We start from the raw sequence: 15781 nt of genomic DNA on the forward strand, positions 1-15781 counted from the left end.
CTGCGGGGTTCCGGGGTCAGGCGCGGAGGCGGAGGCCTCGGGGGGTGGGGTGGAAGCCGGCCGCTTCGAGCGCGGCGGCGAGGGGGGAGTCGTTGATGGACTCGCCGTCCGCGCGTTCGACGGTGAGCTTGCCGAGCGCGCCCTCGCGGACGGCCAGGGCCAGCGCGTCCACCGCAGGTTGCAGGACGTCCGGGGCGTCGTCCCAGGTCAGCAGGGTTTTTCCGCCGCGTTCGACGTACAGGACGAGGCGGCCCTCGACCAGCACGACGAGCGCGCCCGCCTTGCGGCCGGGCTTGTGGCCGCTCGCGACCTCGTCCGGCCGGTCGGGCCAGGGCAGGGCCGCGCCGTAGGGGTTCGCGGGGTCGGCCGCCGCGAGCACCAGGGCTCGCTCGCCCGAGTCGTTCCCGCGCGCGGACGCGAGCGGGGCGACCGGGCCGCCCAGCGAGGCGGGCCGTCCGTGGCGGGTGCCGCCGGACGCTCCCTTCGGCGACGGACGCTCCCAGCGGTCGTCCTCCGTTTCCCAGCGGTCCGGCCCCGGCGGCTCCGGAGTTTCCCAGAGGGACGGGTCGGGAGCGGCGGGCGCGGAGGGCGGACGGAGCGCGCGCAGGCGGTCCACCGCACCGGGCAGGGCGAACTGGGCCGCGCCCAGGCCCTCCACGAAGTAGCCCCGGCGGCAGCGCCCGGACTCCTCGAACGCGCGCAGCACCGGGTAGACGGCCGAGAAGCCGCCCGGCGTGCGCTCGGCGGCCACCGCACCGCGGATGACGATGCCGTAGCGGTCGAGCAGCGCCTCGGCGAGGGCGTGGGAACGCAGCGTGGAGGCGGTCTCGCGTCCGGGCAGCGGCCACCAGCGCCCGGCGACGGTGGGCGGGCCCGTGCGGGACGGCAGCACCGGACGGCCCCGGCGGGTCCCTCGCTCGCGGTGCGCGGGACGGCCGGAACCGAGCGCGGCGCGGAGCGGAGCGAGGGTGTCGTTGGTGAGCAGGCCCGCCCAGACCAGGTCCCAGATGGCGGTGACGAGGTCGGCGTCGGCGACCGTGACCTGCTGGTTCACCCGGTCGGAGAGCATCCGGAAGAACAGCGCGCCGCCGCCGTCCAGCAGGTCGAGGACGGCCTGGTGGACGGGCGTCAGGGTGATCTCGGCGGGCTCGGGCATCAGCAGCGGCGCGGTGTCGGCGAGGTACAGGGAGACCCAGCCGTCGCCGCCGGGCAGGCTGCCCTGGCCGGCCCAGACCACCTCGCCGGAGGACGTCAGCTCGTCCAGCATGGCGGGCGAGTAGCCGGGCACGCGGGACGGCAGGATCAGCGACTCCAGCGCGGACGCCGGGACGGCCGAGCCCTGGAGCTGCTCGATCGCCTGGACGAGCGCGTCGATGCCGCGCAGCCGCGAGCCGCCCGTGATGCCGTGCCAGGCGGGCAGGAACCGGCCGAGCGCCTCGGGTGGGGACGGCTCGACCTCGGCGCGCAGCCGCGCGAGGGACCGGCGGCGCAGCGTGCGCAGCACGCCGCTGTCGCACCATTCGGACGTCAGCGGCCCCGACACGGCTTCGACCGGAAGGAACTCGCCCTCGACCACGCGTCCGTCGGCGGCGAGCCTGCGCAGCGCCTCGGTCGCCACGGCTGCGCCGAGCCCGAAACGCGTCGCCACGTCGTCGGAACGGAACGGCCCGTGCGTGCGCGCGTAGCGGGAGACGAGATCGCCGAGCGGATCGTCCACGGGTTCGAGGAACGCTTCGGGTACGCCGACCGGAAGGGGCACGCCCAGCGCGTCGCGGAGGCGTCCGGCGTCTTCGATCGCGGCCCAGCGTTCCTCGCCGGCGACGCGGACGCGGATGACCCGCCGCTCCTCTTCGAGGCGGGCCGCGTAGGGCGCGGCGTCGAGCGGGCGCGTGAGCCGGAGTCCGATCTCGGCCGTGGTCAGCGGCCCGAGCTGGCGCAGCAGGTCGGCGACGCCTTCGAGATCGTGGGCCCGGCGGTCGGGCGCGAGCCGCTGGAGCTCGCGTTCGGTGTCGGCGACGACCTCCGGGTCGAGCAGCTCGCGCAGGTCGGCCTGGCCGAGGAGCTCCGACAGCAGCGCCGTGTCGAGCGCGAGCGCCTGGGCGCGCCGCTCCGCGAGCGGTGAATCGCCCTCGTACATGAACGCGCCCACATAGTGGAACAGCAGCGAGCGCGCGTAAGGGGACGGCTCGTGCGTCTCGACCTCGACCATCCGCACCTTGCGCCCGGACAGGTCGCGCATGAGCTGGACGAGCCCCGGGACGTCGAACACGTCCTGAAGGCATTCGCGCATCGTCTCCAGGACGATCGGGAACGACGGGTACTTGCTCGCCACCGCCAGCAGTTGCGCCGCGCGCTGCCGCTGCTGCCACAGCGGCATGCGCTTGTCGGGGCGGCGGCGCGGCAGCAGCAGCGACCGTGCCGCGCACTCGCGGAAGCGCGCCGCGAACAGGGCCGACCCGCCGAGCTCGTCGACGACGATGCGCTCGATCTCGTCGGCGTCGAAGGCGCACAGGTCCATATTGGGCGGGTCGTCCATGTCCGGGATGCGGATGACGATGCCGTCGTCGGCGTGCATGGCCTGCGCGTCGACGCCGTAGCGTTCGCGCAGGCGGCCCGCGATCGCGAGCGCCCACGGCGCGTGCACGCGCGCGCCGAGCGGCGAGTGCACGACCATGCGCCAGTCGCCCAGCTCGTCGCGGAACCGCTCGACCACGATCGTGCGGTCGTCCGGGACGTGCCGGGTCGCCTCCCGCTGCTCGCCCAGGTAGGACACCAGGTTCTCGGCGGCCCACTCGTCCAGCCCGGCGCTGTTCACGCGCGCACGCGCCCGGTCCTGCGGGAGGGCGGCCAGCTCGCGGGTGAACGCGCCCAGCGCCCGGCCCAGCTCGGCCGGACGGCCCGGCGAGTCACCGTGCCAGAACGGCAGCTTGCCGGGCTGCCCCGGCGCCGGGGACACCAGGACGCGGTCGGGCGTGATGTCCTCGATGCGCCAGGAGCTCGCGCCCAGCACGAACACGTCGCCGACCCGCGACTCGTAGACCATCTCCTCGTCGAGCTCGCCCACCCGCGAGGACTTCTCGCCCACGAGGAACACCCCGAACAGGCCGCGGTCGGGGATCGTGCCGCCGCTGGTCACCGCGAGCCGCTGCGCGCCCGGGCGGTCGCGCAGGACGCCGGTCACCCGGTCCCAGACGAGGCGGGGACGCAGCTCGCCGAACTCGTCGCTCGGGTAGCGCCCGGCGAGCATGTCGAGCGTCGCCTCCAGCGCGGAACGCGGCAGCGTCGCGTAGGGCGCGGCGCGCTTGACCAGGGAGTCGAGCTCGTCGACGGTCCACTCGTCCATCGCGACCATGGCCACGATCTGCTGCGCGAGGACGTCGAGGGGGTTGCGCGGGTAGCGCAGCTCCTCGATCTCGCCGCCGCGCATGCGCTCGGCGACCACGGCCGTCTGCACGAGGTCGCCCCGGTACTTGGGGAAGATCACGCCCTTGGACACCGCGCCGACCTGGTGCCCCGCGCGCCCGACCCGCTGCAGGCCGCTCGCCACCGACGGCGGCGACTCCACCTGGACGACCAGGTCGACCGCGCCCATGTCGATGCCCAGCTCCAGGCTGGACGTCGCGACCACGGCGGGCAGCCTGCCCTCCTTCAGCGCGTTCTCGATGCCCGCCCGCTCCTCCTTGGACACCGACCCGTGGTGCGCCCGCGCGATCTCCGCCGGCACCCCCTTGGCGGCCCCCGCCTGCGCCATCATCTGCGCGGGCATCCGCCCGGGGCCGGCCGGAGGCTCGGGCATCCGCCCTGGGTCGGGCGAAGGCTCGGGCTGATCGCCGGGCCCGAGGCCGAGGGCGCGTTCGATGTCGTCCGGGCCGAGGCGGCGCGGCTCGGCGGACGCCCCGGTTCCGGCCTGCTCCTCGCGCGCGATCGTGGCGCGCTCGAAGGCGAGTTCGTTGAGGCGGCCGCAGAGGCGTTCGGCGAGCCGCCGCGAGTTGGCGAAGACCAGCGTGGACCGGTGCGCCTCGATGAGGTCGAGGAGCCGGTCCTCCACGTGGGGCCAGATGCTGCGCTGGCGCGGGTCGGCCTCGCCCGTCCCGTCCACGAACCGGGCGATCTCGCCGAGATCCTCCACCGGGACGACCACGTCGAGGTCGAAGACCTTCTCGGACGGAGGCTGGACGACGGCCGCGGGCCGCGCGCCGCCCAGGAACGCCGCGACCTCGGCCGCCGGGCGGACGGTCGCCGACAGCCCGATGCGCTGCGCGGGACGGTCGAGCAGCGCGTCGAGCCGTTCGAGGGACAGCGCCAGATGGGCGCCGCGCTTGGTGCCCGCCACGGCGTGCACCTCGTCGACGATCACGGTCTCGACGCCGCGCAGCGCCTCGCGCGCCTGCGAGGTGAGCAGCAGGAACAGCGACTCCGGCGTGGTGATGAGGATGTCCGGCGGCTTGGTGGCGAGGCGGCGGCGCTCGTCGGCCGGGGTGTCGCCGGACCGGATGCCGACCCGCACGTCCGGCTCGGGCAGGCCGAGGCGGCGCGCCGCCTGCCGGATGCCGGTCAGGGGCGCGCGCAGGTTGCGCTCGACGTCCACCGCGAGCGCCTTCAGCGGCGACACGTACAGCACGCGGCACCGGTGTTTCGGGTCGTCGGGGAGCGGTTCGGAGGCCAGCCGGTCGAGCGACCACAGAAACGCGGCGAGCGTCTTGCCGGAGCCGGTGGGCGCGACCACGAGCGTCGGGTCGCCCGCCGCGATGGACCGCCACGCCCCGGCTTGCGCGGCGGTGGGCGCGGCGAACGCCCCGGCGAACCACGCGCGGGTCGCCGGGGAGAAGCGTTCGAGCACGTCAGCGGGGCTGCCGTGCGGCTGGCTGGTCATGCGTCCCATCCTGCCTCGCGGGTCCGACAAAACCGCGCCGGGGTGGTCCGCGTCACCTTGTAAGCAAGTGATTGCTTGGGGCAGGCTGGAGGTCCGGCACGACCCCGGGAGTCCCGATGCCCCACGTCCTGCTCGCGGTAGGCGCGGTGAGCCTGCTGCTGGCCGTGAACGCCCGCCGCCCCCGCCACGGCGCGGTCCTGCTGGTGCCCAGCTTCTTCGCGGGCTGGCTCACCATCGAGCTGGCCCCGCACCTGCTCGTCCTGGAGGTCGCCGGCCTCGCCTGGACGGCCGCCGCGGGCGGCCTGGACGGCCGGGCCGGATGGCTCGGCCTCGCCCTGGGCCTGGCCGGGACCGCCGGGACGGTCGCCACGATCGCGGCCTCTCGCAAGACCCTGGTGACGCTACGGGACAGTGGCGTCCCGCTGGATCTCGATCCGCAGAAGGCTCCGCCCTATCCGCGCAGCCACCTCGTCCTACCGCCGCTCTGCCTGATCCCCAGGCGGGGCGTCCGGGTGGACCGGAACGTCGTGTTCCGCCAGGAAGGACGCCTGCGCCTGAAACTGGACGTGTACCGGCCCAAGGAGGACGGACGGCTGCGCCCCGGCCTCATGGAGATCCACGGTGGCGCCTGGGTCATCGGCGACAAGCGCGAGCAGGGGCTCCCGCTGCTGAACCACATGGCCGTCCAGGGATGGGTCGGGTTCAACGTCAACTACCGGCTGAGCCCGCGGGCCACCTGGCCGGAGCACCTCATCGACCTGAAGCACTTCCTGCGCTGGTACCGCGAGCACGCCGAGGAATACGGGGCCGACCCCGACTTCCTCTGCGTGACGGGCGGTTCCGCAGGCGGGCACCTGGCCGCGCTGGTCGCCCTCACGGCGAACGTCCCGAAGTTCCAGCCCGGCTTCGAGGACGTGGACACCTCCGTCCAGGGCGCCGTGACCTTCTACGGGGTGTACGACCTCATCGAACCGGGAGCTCTGCCGATTCCCTTCGGAGAGACCAAGCTGCTGCAGAAGTATGTGATGAAGCGGTCTTTCGCCGAGCATCGCGAAGTTTTCGCCGAGGCGTCCCCGGCGACCTACGTGCGCGCGGACGCGCCGCCGTTCTTCGTCATCCACGGGAGCCACGACTCGCTGATCCCCGTTCTGGAGGCCCGCCGCTTCGTGGAGAAGCTGCGGGACGCCTCCGACTCGCCCGTCCTGTATGCCGAGATGCAGGGCGGGCAGCACGCTTTCGACGTGTTCCCGTCCTACCGGACGGCCCGCGTGGTCGAAGGCGTCGAGCGGTACCTGACGGGCCTGCACAGGCAGTACGTCCAGGGAAAGGCCCCCAGCGTGCCGGACGAGGTGGACGAGTCCGTCGGATAGCGTGGGCGCGTGCGTCTCACAGTGTTCTGGCAACGGATGAACGAGCAGTTCGGCGAGGGATACGCCCAGAGCGTCGCCAAGGACTACGTCCTGGCCGAGCTCGGCGGGCGCACGATCGAGCAGGCCCTGGCCGACGGCGAGCCCGCCAAAGCGGTGTGGCACGCCGTCGTCGCCACCTTCGACGTCCCCTCGCGCCTGCGATAACGACCACGGGCGGAAAGCCGCGGCCCTGCGAAGGCACTCGCCTCCGCAGGGCCGCGCCGCTTCCGGCGTCTGATACCAGTATCCGCGGCGTCACGTACGCGCGGTGTCAGTACACGGCGACGGCGGTCACGAACCCGATCATCAGGTTCGCCACCGCGAGCAGGATCGCGGCGGGCTCCAGCTTGTCCTCCGGGCCGTCCGCCAGCTCCCGGACGTTGATCCCGACGATCCGGTTGAAGGCCATCGTCGCCGCCGTCTGCGCGACGATGCCGACCAGCCCGAACACGAGCGTCCGGGTCAGGCCCTCGGCCAGGTCCCCGCCGGCGGCGAAGATCGAGACGGCCGTGATCAGGCCGACGCCGACCGTGGACGCGCAGGCCAGCAGCGTGGCGTTGGGGTTGCGGTGCCGGCGGATCACGTGGATCAGGCGGCCCGGCGTCGCCAGGTCGGTCATGTAGAAGCCGACGACGAACAGCACGAGGCCGACCGCCGCGTACGCGAGCAGCGCGCCGGAGCCGTGCAGCAGCACGTGGCCGAGACTGTCGTCGCCGGAACCGGCGGCGAGCGGGGTCATGGATCTCCTCAAGGGTGACAGCGGGCGTGCGGGTGAGGTGGCAGCGCGACCGAGCGCTGCAGCGGAACCGGGTGCTGCAGCGCTCGATCGGGCGTTACAGCGGGATGCGGTGCGGGACGAACGACGAGGTGTCGTCGGTGATGAGCCCCGAGGTCTCGCGGATGCCGAGGCCCGCGGACTCGTCGTGCACCATCCACGCGCCGAGGACGGGGTGCTCGCCCTCGAAGTCGGGCAGCGGGCAGAACTCCTGGAACACGAAGCCCTCGCGGCCGTACTCACCCTCGGTGACGACCTCCGGGACGTCCGGGGCCACGATGCGCATGCTCGCGCCCTCGCGTCCCAGCAGCGGCTTCTGCACGTACGAGGTGAGGTTCCCGGGCGTGTTCAGGTACGTCGGCAGCAGGTTCGGGTGGCCCGGGAACAGCTCCCAGAGCAGCACCAGCAGCGCCTTGTTCGAGAGGATCATCTTCCAGATCGGCTCGATCCACCTCGTGGGCGCGCCCGGGATGTTCCGGCCGAACGGCTCGGCGACGATCCACTCCCACGGATAGAGCTTGCAGAGCGTCTCGATCTCGCGCGCCTCGATGTCCACGAACCGGCGGCGGACGGTGTCCCAGCCGATGTCCTCCATGGCGATCGCCTTCCCGCGCAGGCCCGCCTCGTCGGCGGTCTCCTGCAGGTACGCGACCGTCATGACCTCCTCGCCGGTCTCGTCCTCGTTCGTCCAGGCGAAGTGGGCGGGGCCGTCGGGCAGCGTCGCCGCGATCTCCTTCCAGCGCGCCACCAGCCGCTCGTGGATGGAGTTCCACTGGTCGTCGCCCGGATGGACGTCCCGCAGCCAGTACCACTGGACGATCGAGCTCTCCACGAGGGACGTCGGGGTGTCGGCGTTGTACTCCAGCAGTTTCGCCGGACCCGTCCCGTCGTAGCGCAGGTCGAACCGGCCGTAGAGGTGCGGATCGCGCCGCCGCCAGGACTCCTCGATGAGCGGGGCCACCCAGTCGGGGATGCCCAGCATGTTGTACCGGCCGGTGGTGACGACGTGCTCCACCGCCTGGAGGCACATGCGGTGCAGCTCCTCGACGGTCTCCTCCAGGGCCAGCACCTCGTCCATGTCGAAGACGTAGTGCACGGACTCGTCCCAGTAGGGACGCGTCAGATGCTCGGGATGCGACGTCCGGTGGTACGCCAGGCCCTGCGCCTCCACGCGCGCGGGCCAGTCCGGACGCGGGTCGCCGTGTTCGCGCCGCATCTCAGCCGCCGCTCCGGCCGTGGCCGCCGAAGCCGCCCCGGATCAGCGTGTGGCCGCTGCTCGACTTGATCCGGTGGCTGCGCGGCGCCGAGTAGCTGCCGCCCCGCACGTACCCGCTGCGGTCCCGCTTCCCGCCGTAGTACCAGAAGTACCGTCCGTAGCCCACGGTGCCGTTCTCGATCTCGCGCCGGTCGCAGTAGGAGTCCGGGACGACCTTGTAGCCGCCCTTGGTCATGCCGGTGGGCGGGGCCATCCGGTCGACGCACCAGGCCGTGGTGGACTTGGTGCCGCAGGCCGAGGTCACGGCGATGGACAGCACGCTGACCACGCCGATCTTCACGGCACGCGAGCTGAGGCGGCGGGCGGGTTCCTGAGGGGGCAACGAGGACACGTCCTTACCAGACGACGTTACGGGCGTACCTGAGACGAAACCGTACCGAATCTGGTTTCGCCCCCGTCAATCCGGAACCGGCAGGTGAGCGTACAGATCCATGGGATCGACCGTCGCGGGGAGGTCGCTCACCTGGCCGTCGCCGACCTCCACCACGCGCCACGCGCCGTCCGCGCGGCGCGCGAGGTCGGTGGTGATGAACCGGCAGCCCAGCGACCGGACGACCGGGGCGACCTCCGCCAGCTCCGGCTCGGGCTCCGAACCGGGAGTGTCGGGATGCGGGCCGACGAGCGCGGGCTCGCCGTCCACCCACCACACCCTGGCCTCCCCGTCACCGTCGAATTGCTCGTACTCGCGCACGACCAGGCCGCCCGCCAGGTAGTCCTCCTGGAGGGCGATCATCTTGGTGACGACGGCGCGCAGGCGCGCGAGGTCGTGAACGTCGGGGACGAAGCACGCCTCGTCCCACTCGTGCTTGCGGGACTTGACGTAGTCCTTCACTATCCCCGGCCCGCCGCGCAGCGGGCGCACGAGCTCGGCCAGGTCGCCCGGGTCCTCGCCGGGGGAGAGGTCACGCCACACGCTGTACGGAGTGAGCCCGGCGAACGTGTCGTGCCAGCCCGGTAGCTCGTGCGCGCGCCGGTAGTCGTCCGGATGGGTGAGCAGGACCGTGCCGCGCCGTCGCAGCGCCGCCGCCATCGCGGCGTATTCGGCGCTGGAGACCATCCAGCCGCGGTACCAGGTGGGCCCGAGGTCGCGCGGGACGGCCCGGACGGCGGCGTCGGGGTCGCCGCGGCGCAGCTCGTCGTGGTCGATGAGGCCGATCTCGCCGTAGTGGTCGCGCACGGCCGCGGCCTCGCGGGAGAAGTGGGGGTCAACGCGCCGGGGATGGAGCGGATCGACGCAGAAGAGGACGGTCAGCGTCATGATGGAAGCCTCCGTGTGCGGCGCCGCCAGCGTACGGTGTCGAGGGTGTCCGGCGCACGGATAATCCGGGGCGAATCGGAACCTCCGTCCATGATCGAACTGATGTTCGGTAGGCTGTGCGCGGCGAGCGACGTTATCCACAGATCCGGTGCGGGCTCGAAAACTGTCGGAGGCACCTCGTAACGTCGCCCTCGACATCGCGAAGCCGAGAGCCGGCAATCCCGGCGACCGACCAAGACAAGGGGCAGACATGGCAGCGAACGACCGGGAGAAGGCTCTGGAGACCGCGCTCGCCCAGATCGAGCGGCAGTTCGGCAAGGGCTCGGTCATGCGGATGGGTGAGGAGGCGCGCGCCCCGGTCGAGGTGATCCCGACCGGCGCCATCTCGCTCGACATCGCGCTCGGCATCGGCGGCCTGCCGCGCGGCCGGGTGGTCGAGGTCTACGGCCCCGAAGGGTCCGGCAAGACCTCCATCGCGCTGCACGCGGTGGCGAGCGTGCAGAAGAAGGGCGGCATCGCCGCGTTCGTGGACGCCGAGCACGCGCTCGACCCCGAGTACGCGGCCAAGCTCGGCGTCGACATCGACGCCCTGCTGGTGTCCCAGCCCGACACCGGCGAGCAGGCGCTGGAGATCACCGACATGCTGATCCGCTCCGGCGCGGTCGACGTCGTGGTCATCGACTCGGTCGCCGCGCTCGTGCCGCGCGCCGAGATCGAGGGTGAGATGGGCGACAGCCACGTGGGCCTCCAGGCCCGGCTGATGTCCCAGGCGCTGCGCAAGCTCACCGGCGCGATCAACCAGACCAAGACCACCGCCATCTTCATCAACCAGCTGCGCGAGAAGGTCGGCGTCATGTTCGGCTCGCCGGAGACCACCACCGGTGGCCGCGCGCTGAAGTTCTACGCCTCCGTCCGGCTCGACGTCCGCCGCATCGAGACGCTGAAGGACGGCACCGAGGCGGTCGGCAACCGGGTCCGGGTCAAGGTCGTCAAGAACAAGATGGCCCCGCCCTTCCGGGTCGCCGACTTCGACCTGCTCTACGGCCAGGGCATCTCCCGCGAGGGCGGCCTGATCGACCTCGGCGTCGAGCACGGCTTCGTGCGCAAGTCCGGCGCCTGGTACACCTACGAGGGCGACCAGCTCGGCCAGGGCAAGGAGAACGCCCGCAACTACCTCAAGAGCAACCCCGACACCGCCGACGAGATCGAGAAGAAGATCAAGGAGAAGCTCGGCGTCGGCCCGCGCGTCGACAAGGAGGCCGCCGAGACCGCGGCCAAGCCCGCCGACGCCAAGGACGCCAAGCCCGCCGCGGCCAAGGCCGCCGACCCCAAGCCGGTCGTCGCGGCGGCGGCCCCGGCCGCGCGCAAGTCCGCCAAGGCCAAGGCCGGAGATTCCTGACGACGAATCCGTCGATTCGGGTGACTCCTGACGAAGACTGAGCAATGATCTCGTATGCAGGGCGGCGGCGCCTCCCCCGTCACCGGCTCACCGGTGCGCGGACCTTCCCCATCGGCGCCGCCGTCCCCGAGGGCCTCAGATGAGCACCCCACCCCCGCCGTGGCTCGACCCGTCCGGCGACCCCTGGGCTCCCAGCGGGCAGGACGCGTCCGCGCCGGAGCGGCACGACGCCACCCCGTCCACCCCGTCCACCCCGACCGAGCAGGCCGCGGACGAGGCGGCGCCCCCGGAGGCGCCGGGCGGCACCCCCGCTGAGCAGGGGAGTGAGGCGACGCCCGCGCAGGCCGCCGAGGGCGAACGCGTCCTGCCCTGGAACGTCGCCACGCCCCGCCTGGCCCCCAGCGAACTGCCCTGGAACCAGGCGAGCACGCCGCCCCCCGTTCCCTGGGGCTCCTCATCCGCCGACCCCTGGGCGGAGGCCGCAACTCCAGGCTCGTCCGGCCCCGCCTCCACCGCCCCGGCACCCACGGGCGAAAGCGGAAACCGCGGCGCAGCCGAGCCCTCCACGAAGAAATCGGCCTCACCCCGCCGTCCCCGGAAGTCCTCACCTTCCACAACGGACGCCGCCACTTCCCCATCCCGGACCGAACAGACCCCCACCTCCTCGGCCCCCGACACCCAGCCGGCACCTCTCACAGAGCCACCTCCCCAGCCAGAACCGGCCGTCCGCGCGACGGAACCCTCTCCCCCGAGGGAGGCGGCCACACGCGCGGCGAAGAAACCTGCCAGGGCTGAGGCGGCCACGCGCGCGGCGAAGAAAGCTGCCCAGGCTGAGGCGACCAGGCGCGCGGCGAAGGAACCTGCCCGGGCTGAGGCGGCCGTCCGCGCGGCGGAGCCTTCCCCACGGGGTGAGGCAGGCCCTCACGTGACGGAGGTGGCCGCGCGCACGACGGAACCGTCGCCACAGGCGGAGTCGGCCATAGCTGAGACGGGGCCATCTTCGGTGACGGGGGCGGTCGCGGAGGGTGCGGCTGGCACGGAGGACGCGGCTGGTACCGCCGCGAAACGGGCCGGTCGTGGTCGGCGGACTTCGGGGAAGAAGAGCGCTGAGAAGGCGTTCGGCGGATCTGGCTCGGCGTGGGGTGAGCGGGCCGCCCAGGGGGAGCGGAGCCAAGGTCGCAAGGGGACGCGAAAGCGTGCCCGGAGCAAGGACGATCCCGCCGACGAGCCGGGCGGCGGCGAGCCGGGCGGTGGCGAGCCGGGCGGTGGTGATCCGGAGGCGCGGGCTCGCGAGATCTGCCTGCGGCTGCTGACGGGGTCGCCGCGCACGCGGGCGCAACTGGCGGACGCGCTCCGGCGCAAGGACATCCCGGACGACGTCGCGGAACGCGTGCTCGGACGGTTCACCGACGTCGGCCTGATCGACGACGAGGCGTTCGCGGAGGCGTGGGTCCGGTCGCGGCACGCCGGGCGCGGGCTGGGACGCCGGGCGCTCGCGGCCGAGCTGCGGCAGCGCGGCGTGGACAACGAGATCGTCAGCGAGGCCGTCGAGGCGCTCGACTCCGACCAGGAGGAACGCCGCGCCCGCGAGCTCGTCGAGCGCAAGCTGCGCTCCACGCGCGGCGTCGAGCGCACCAAACGCGTCCGCCGCCTCGTCGGCATGCTCGCCCGCAAGGGCTACCCGGCCGGGATGGCGTACCGCGTGGTGAAGGAGGCCCTCGAAAGCGAGGGCGAGGACACCGAGGACTTCCCGGCGGACTGGAGCCTCGACTGACCCTCTTCCCGATCCTTGACCGCCTGGCTTCCGCCGCGCCGTCCCGCTAGGGGAGCCTCCGGCCACGATGGCCCGGCCCGCACAGGAGTCGCCGGGTCCGCCGGTCTCCGGGGTAGGGACTCCGGGCTGGGAGTCCGCTGGCCGGAACCTCGGGGCGGCCGGAAGCTCCGGGCGGGTTCGCCGGTCAGGTGGTCAGTGCGGGGGCGATGATCTCGTCGGTGAGGAGGCGGGCGGCGTTCGGCGGGTAGGGGGTCCGCAGGCCGAGGACGATGTGGGTGACGCCGATGGCCAGCAGCTCGCGGACGGTGGCGCGGGTGGCGTCGAGGTCGTCGTAGGAGACGAGGATCTGGGTCGAGCGGGTGATCTCGGCGGGGTCGCGGCCGAGGTCGGCGCAGTGGGCGTCGAGGACGCGGGCGCGCTCGGCGAGGCGGGCGACCGAATTGTGCGGCGGCCCGGGGATGTTCCAGATGTCGGCGTGGGCGGCCACCAGGCGCAGGACGCGGTCGCCCCAGCCGCCGACCAGCAGGGGCGGGCCCGACGGGCGGACGGGCCTCGGGTCGTTCCGGGTGCCGCGCAGCGTGGTGTGCGGGCCGTCGAAGTCGAAGACGTCCTCGGTCCACATGCGCTTGAGGATCTCGATGGTCTCGGCGAGCCGGGAGACGCCCTCGCCGGGGCCGACGAGCGGGAGGCCGTAGGCGGCGTACTCGGCGAGGGCCGGGTTCGGGCCGGGCACGCCGCCCGCGCCGTCGGGCTGGCGGGTGCCGCCGACGCCGAGCCCCATGATCAGCCGTCCGCCCGAGACGACGTCCACGGTGGTGGCGATCTTGCCGAGCACGGCGGGACGCCGCATCCGGTTGTTGGTGACCAGCATGCCGAGGCCGACGCGTTCGGTGCGGGCGGCCAGGGCGGCGAGCAGCGTCCAGCCCTCGAAGGCGGCTCCGTCGCGCGGGCCGGCGAGGGGGAGCAGGTGGTCCCAGAGCCAGCAGTCGGCGATCTCGGGGATGGCGTCCGCCTCCTCCCACACCCGCAGGATGTCGTCGTATCCGACATGGGCCGGGCTGGTCTTGAGGCCGAACCTGATCTCGGTCATGGGGCGCTCCGAATCTCGATCTCCGCAGGGTCGCGTCAGACTAGCTGATCATCAGTCATACTGACGATTCGTCGCGAGGTAGATTTTCGGGCATGGCGGAAACGGGATCGGGAGCTGCCGGGGATCTGCTCGCCCATCGTCTGGGCTACCTGCTGAAACACGTCCAGGCCAAGCTGGCCGGGGAGTCGGCGCGGGCGCTGGAGCCGTTCGGCGTGGACGGCCGGGAGCTGGCCGTCCTCGCGGTGCTGGGCGAGAGCCGGCCGATCTCGCAGCTCGAGGGCGCCGGCCGGCTGGGCGTGGACCGGACGACCATGGTCGCGCTCGTGGACCGGCTGGAACGGCTCGGCCTGGTCGAACGCCGCCGCAGCGAGCTCGACCGCCGCAAGAACGTCGTCGCCCTGACCGAGCACGGCGAGGACCTCCTGCGCCGCGCCGAGGACGCCCGCCGCCGCATGGAGCGCGAGTTCCTCGCCCCGCTCGGGGCGGAGGACGCCGACCGCTTCGTTCGCTCGCTTCGCCTCCTGCTGGCGGACGACTCGCGCTAGTTTGAGGCGATGGGCGAAGAAAAGGCACCGAGCGAGGGCCGGGCCCGGACGGAAGACCAGCCCCGGAGCGAGGACGGCGCGCAGGCGGCGGACACGACGCCGGCCGGCGAGACCTCGCAAGGCCGCGTTCCACCGCAGGGCGAGAAGCGGCCGGCTGACGAGAACCCCGGCGGCGAGGACTCCGGTGACGAGGACTTCGGCGACGAGAAGCCCGGTGACGAGGACTCCGGCGGCGAGAAGGAGCTGAAGATCTACTCGAAGCGGACGCGCACCGCCGACGGCCGGACGTACTACGACAACGTCAGGGCCGAATCCCTGGAGGACGCGTACCGCAGGTACGGGTCGAGCGCGTTCGAGAACGCCCAGATCGACATCGTCCTCGCGGACCCCTGGGACATCGACATGGGCGAACGCGGCCTGAGCTACTGAAGCGCCCGCGGAGGCGACGGCGGAGCGTGGGGCGACACGCCGGACGGTGATCGGCCGGGCGGGTCGGACGGGCCCCGGCGTCGCGGCAGGTGAGTGGGGGTGGGCGTCGCCAGCGCCCTACCGACGCCTGTCCGGAATGCCCTGGGTTTGCTTGCTCATTACCTGGATGCCGCTTACCGTTACGGCAGTGAGGAGTTACTCCGCGCGCCAGCGGATTGCCATACGAACGAGCGTGTTCTAGCAGGCGAGAGGCAGGAGGGGGAGCGACCGGAACCGGTCCGGAGCGGACCGGCCGGCCCGGCGGTGCCGTCCTGGGCGGCGGCCGGGCGTCGTCGTGCACCCGACGGTCCGCTCGGGTGCGGGTAGGTCCTCGCGAGGCAGGGCTCCAGAACCCCGTCAGGGGCCCGCGGGCGAGGAAGGATTCGGCCTCGTGACTCCACCCGCGAGTGGCCGCGCGGACCGCACGTCCGCTCGCCCGCGCGGCTGGAGGCGGCGCCGCCCGTCCGACCGGACGCCCGCACTTCCCCTCCGGCAGGCCGTGCCGAGTCCGCGGGGCCGGACGCAAGTCCGTCCCGCCTCGTTCCCCCTCGCGCACCCCGGCGTCACCCGTGCCACGGCGGCCTTCGCGGCCGTGGCGAGAGCGGGCCGACGGCGGGGTGTCGCTGTTTCTCGACCAGATAGCGGTGATCATTATGCGTGCCGTGGGTTCGTCGATAGTCGTGGGTTCGCCGGTGGCGCCGACAGTCGGATGCGGCTGCGGCGTCCGGGCGCGGAGACGTCCGCTGGACGCCACCTGCCCGCTGGACGTCAGCCGTCGGGTGGGCGTCAGCGGTCCGGTGGGCGTCGGCCGTCCGGTGGACGCGGCCCGTCCGGTGGACGCCACCGGCACCGGAGGCGCCGGAGGACGCGGGGTGCGCCGATGAGGGACGGACGGTTCGCCGCGGTCCGGCCCG

General features: G+C 73.0%; 13 protein-coding genes. 7 read left to right on the top strand and 6 right to left on the bottom strand.

Annotated features, from left to right (window positions below; all coding sequences use genetic code 11):
- Window positions 1-16 precede the first annotated feature (16 nt).
- Window positions 17-4873 carry an Lhr family helicase gene (locus ACFPCY_RS04035; RefSeq protein WP_378252174.1) on the bottom strand — a complete coding sequence of 1619 codons (4857 nt, stop codon included), beginning with the start codon at window positions 4871-4873 and terminating at the stop codon, window positions 17-19.
- 116 nt (window positions 4874-4989) lie between these two features.
- Here ACFPCY_RS04035 and ACFPCY_RS04040 point away from each other — a divergent pair, with 116 nt between their 5' ends.
- Window positions 4990-6243 carry an alpha/beta hydrolase fold domain-containing protein gene (locus tag ACFPCY_RS04040; RefSeq protein WP_378252175.1) on the top strand — a complete coding sequence of 418 codons (1254 nt, stop codon included), beginning with the start codon at window positions 4990-4992 and terminating at the stop codon, window positions 6241-6243.
- A gap of 9 nt (window positions 6244-6252) precedes the next feature.
- Window positions 6253-6447, top strand: a complete 195-nt coding sequence (locus ACFPCY_RS04045) for a DUF3046 domain-containing protein (protein WP_378252176.1) — start codon at window positions 6253-6255, stop codon at window positions 6445-6447.
- Window positions 6448-6553: 106 nt separating this feature from the next.
- Here ACFPCY_RS04045 and ACFPCY_RS04050 read toward each other — a convergent pair whose 3' ends face one another.
- The 4 genes from ACFPCY_RS04050 to ACFPCY_RS04065 form a co-directional block, all read right to left on the bottom strand.
- Entirely contained in the window at window positions 6554-7021 is a 468-nt protein-coding gene (locus ACFPCY_RS04050) for a DUF350 domain-containing protein (protein WP_378252177.1), read from the bottom strand.
- Between the two features lie 94 nt (window positions 7022-7115).
- On the bottom strand, window positions 7116-8273 hold the full coding sequence (locus tag ACFPCY_RS04055) for a glutathionylspermidine synthase family protein (protein ID WP_378252178.1): 1158 nt from the start codon (window positions 8271-8273) through the stop codon (window positions 7116-7118).
- Between the two features lies 1 nt (window position 8274).
- Window positions 8275-8655, bottom strand: coding sequence for a hypothetical protein (locus tag ACFPCY_RS04060; protein ID WP_378252179.1), 381 nt, complete (start codon window positions 8653-8655; stop codon window positions 8275-8277).
- A 75-nt stretch (window positions 8656-8730) separates the two neighbouring features.
- Window positions 8731-9591, bottom strand: coding sequence for an ATP-grasp domain-containing protein (locus ACFPCY_RS04065; protein WP_378252180.1), 861 nt, complete (start codon window positions 9589-9591; stop codon window positions 8731-8733).
- Between the two features lie 250 nt (window positions 9592-9841).
- Between ACFPCY_RS04065 and recA the strand changes: the two genes are divergently transcribed.
- On the top strand, window positions 9842-10990 hold the full coding sequence (gene recA, locus ACFPCY_RS04070) for a recombinase RecA (protein WP_378252181.1): 1149 nt from the start codon (window positions 9842-9844) through the stop codon (window positions 10988-10990).
- 139 nt (window positions 10991-11129) lie between these two features.
- On the top strand, window positions 11130-12764 hold the full coding sequence (recX, locus tag ACFPCY_RS04075) for a recombination regulator RecX (RefSeq protein WP_378252182.1): 1635 nt from the start codon (window positions 11130-11132) through the stop codon (window positions 12762-12764).
- A gap of 184 nt (window positions 12765-12948) precedes the next feature.
- Here recX and ACFPCY_RS04080 read toward each other — a convergent pair whose 3' ends face one another.
- A complete protein-coding gene (locus ACFPCY_RS04080; RefSeq protein ID WP_378252183.1) occupies window positions 12949-13854 on the bottom strand; it encodes an LLM class flavin-dependent oxidoreductase in 906 nt (301 codons plus the stop codon).
- A 92-nt stretch (window positions 13855-13946) separates the two neighbouring features.
- Between ACFPCY_RS04080 and ACFPCY_RS04085 the strand changes: the two genes are divergently transcribed.
- From ACFPCY_RS04085 to ACFPCY_RS04095, 3 genes are all read left to right on the top strand, one after another.
- On the top strand, window positions 13947-14399 hold the full coding sequence (locus tag ACFPCY_RS04085) for a MarR family winged helix-turn-helix transcriptional regulator (RefSeq protein ID WP_378252184.1): 453 nt from the start codon (window positions 13947-13949) through the stop codon (window positions 14397-14399).
- A gap of 9 nt (window positions 14400-14408) precedes the next feature.
- The gene (locus ACFPCY_RS04090) at window positions 14409-14828 is read left to right on the top strand and encodes a hypothetical protein (protein WP_378252185.1); all 420 of its coding nucleotides are present in this window, start codon (window positions 14409-14411) and stop codon (window positions 14826-14828) included.
- 731 nt (window positions 14829-15559) lie between these two features.
- Window positions 15560-15751 carry a hypothetical protein gene (locus tag ACFPCY_RS04095; RefSeq protein ID WP_378252186.1) on the top strand — a complete coding sequence of 64 codons (192 nt, stop codon included), beginning with the start codon at window positions 15560-15562 and terminating at the stop codon, window positions 15749-15751.
- Window positions 15752-15781: the final 30 nt, after the last annotated feature.

This window comes from Actinomadura gamaensis, from assembly GCF_042652125.1.
GTDB classification, from domain to species: domain Bacteria; phylum Actinomycetota; class Actinomycetes; order Streptosporangiales; family Streptosporangiaceae; genus Spirillospora; species Spirillospora gamaensis.

Coding starts and splice junctions, on each gene's coding strand:
- recX (WP_378252182.1), top strand. CDS start 11,130: ATGAGCACCCCACCCCCGCCGTGGCTCGACCCGTCCGGCGACCCCTGG.
- ACFPCY_RS04055 (WP_378252178.1), bottom strand. CDS start 8,273: ATGCGGCGCGAACACGGCGACCCGCGTCCGGACTGGCCCGCGCGCGTG.
- ACFPCY_RS04085 (WP_378252184.1), top strand. CDS start 13,947: ATGGCGGAAACGGGATCGGGAGCTGCCGGGGATCTGCTCGCCCATCGT.
- ACFPCY_RS04050 (WP_378252177.1), bottom strand. CDS start 7,021: ATGACCCCGCTCGCCGCCGGTTCCGGCGACGACAGTCTCGGCCACGTG.
- recA (WP_378252181.1), top strand. CDS start 9,842: ATGGCAGCGAACGACCGGGAGAAGGCTCTGGAGACCGCGCTCGCCCAG.
- ACFPCY_RS04080 (WP_378252183.1), bottom strand. CDS start 13,854: ATGACCGAGATCAGGTTCGGCCTCAAGACCAGCCCGGCCCATGTCGGA.
- ACFPCY_RS04065 (WP_378252180.1), bottom strand. CDS start 9,591: ATGACGCTGACCGTCCTCTTCTGCGTCGATCCGCTCCATCCCCGGCGC.
- ACFPCY_RS04090 (WP_378252185.1), top strand. CDS start 14,409: ATGGGCGAAGAAAAGGCACCGAGCGAGGGCCGGGCCCGGACGGAAGAC.
- ACFPCY_RS04040 (WP_378252175.1), top strand. CDS start 4,990: ATGCCCCACGTCCTGCTCGCGGTAGGCGCGGTGAGCCTGCTGCTGGCC.
- ACFPCY_RS04035 (WP_378252174.1), bottom strand. CDS start 4,873: ATGACCAGCCAGCCGCACGGCAGCCCCGCTGACGTGCTCGAACGCTTC.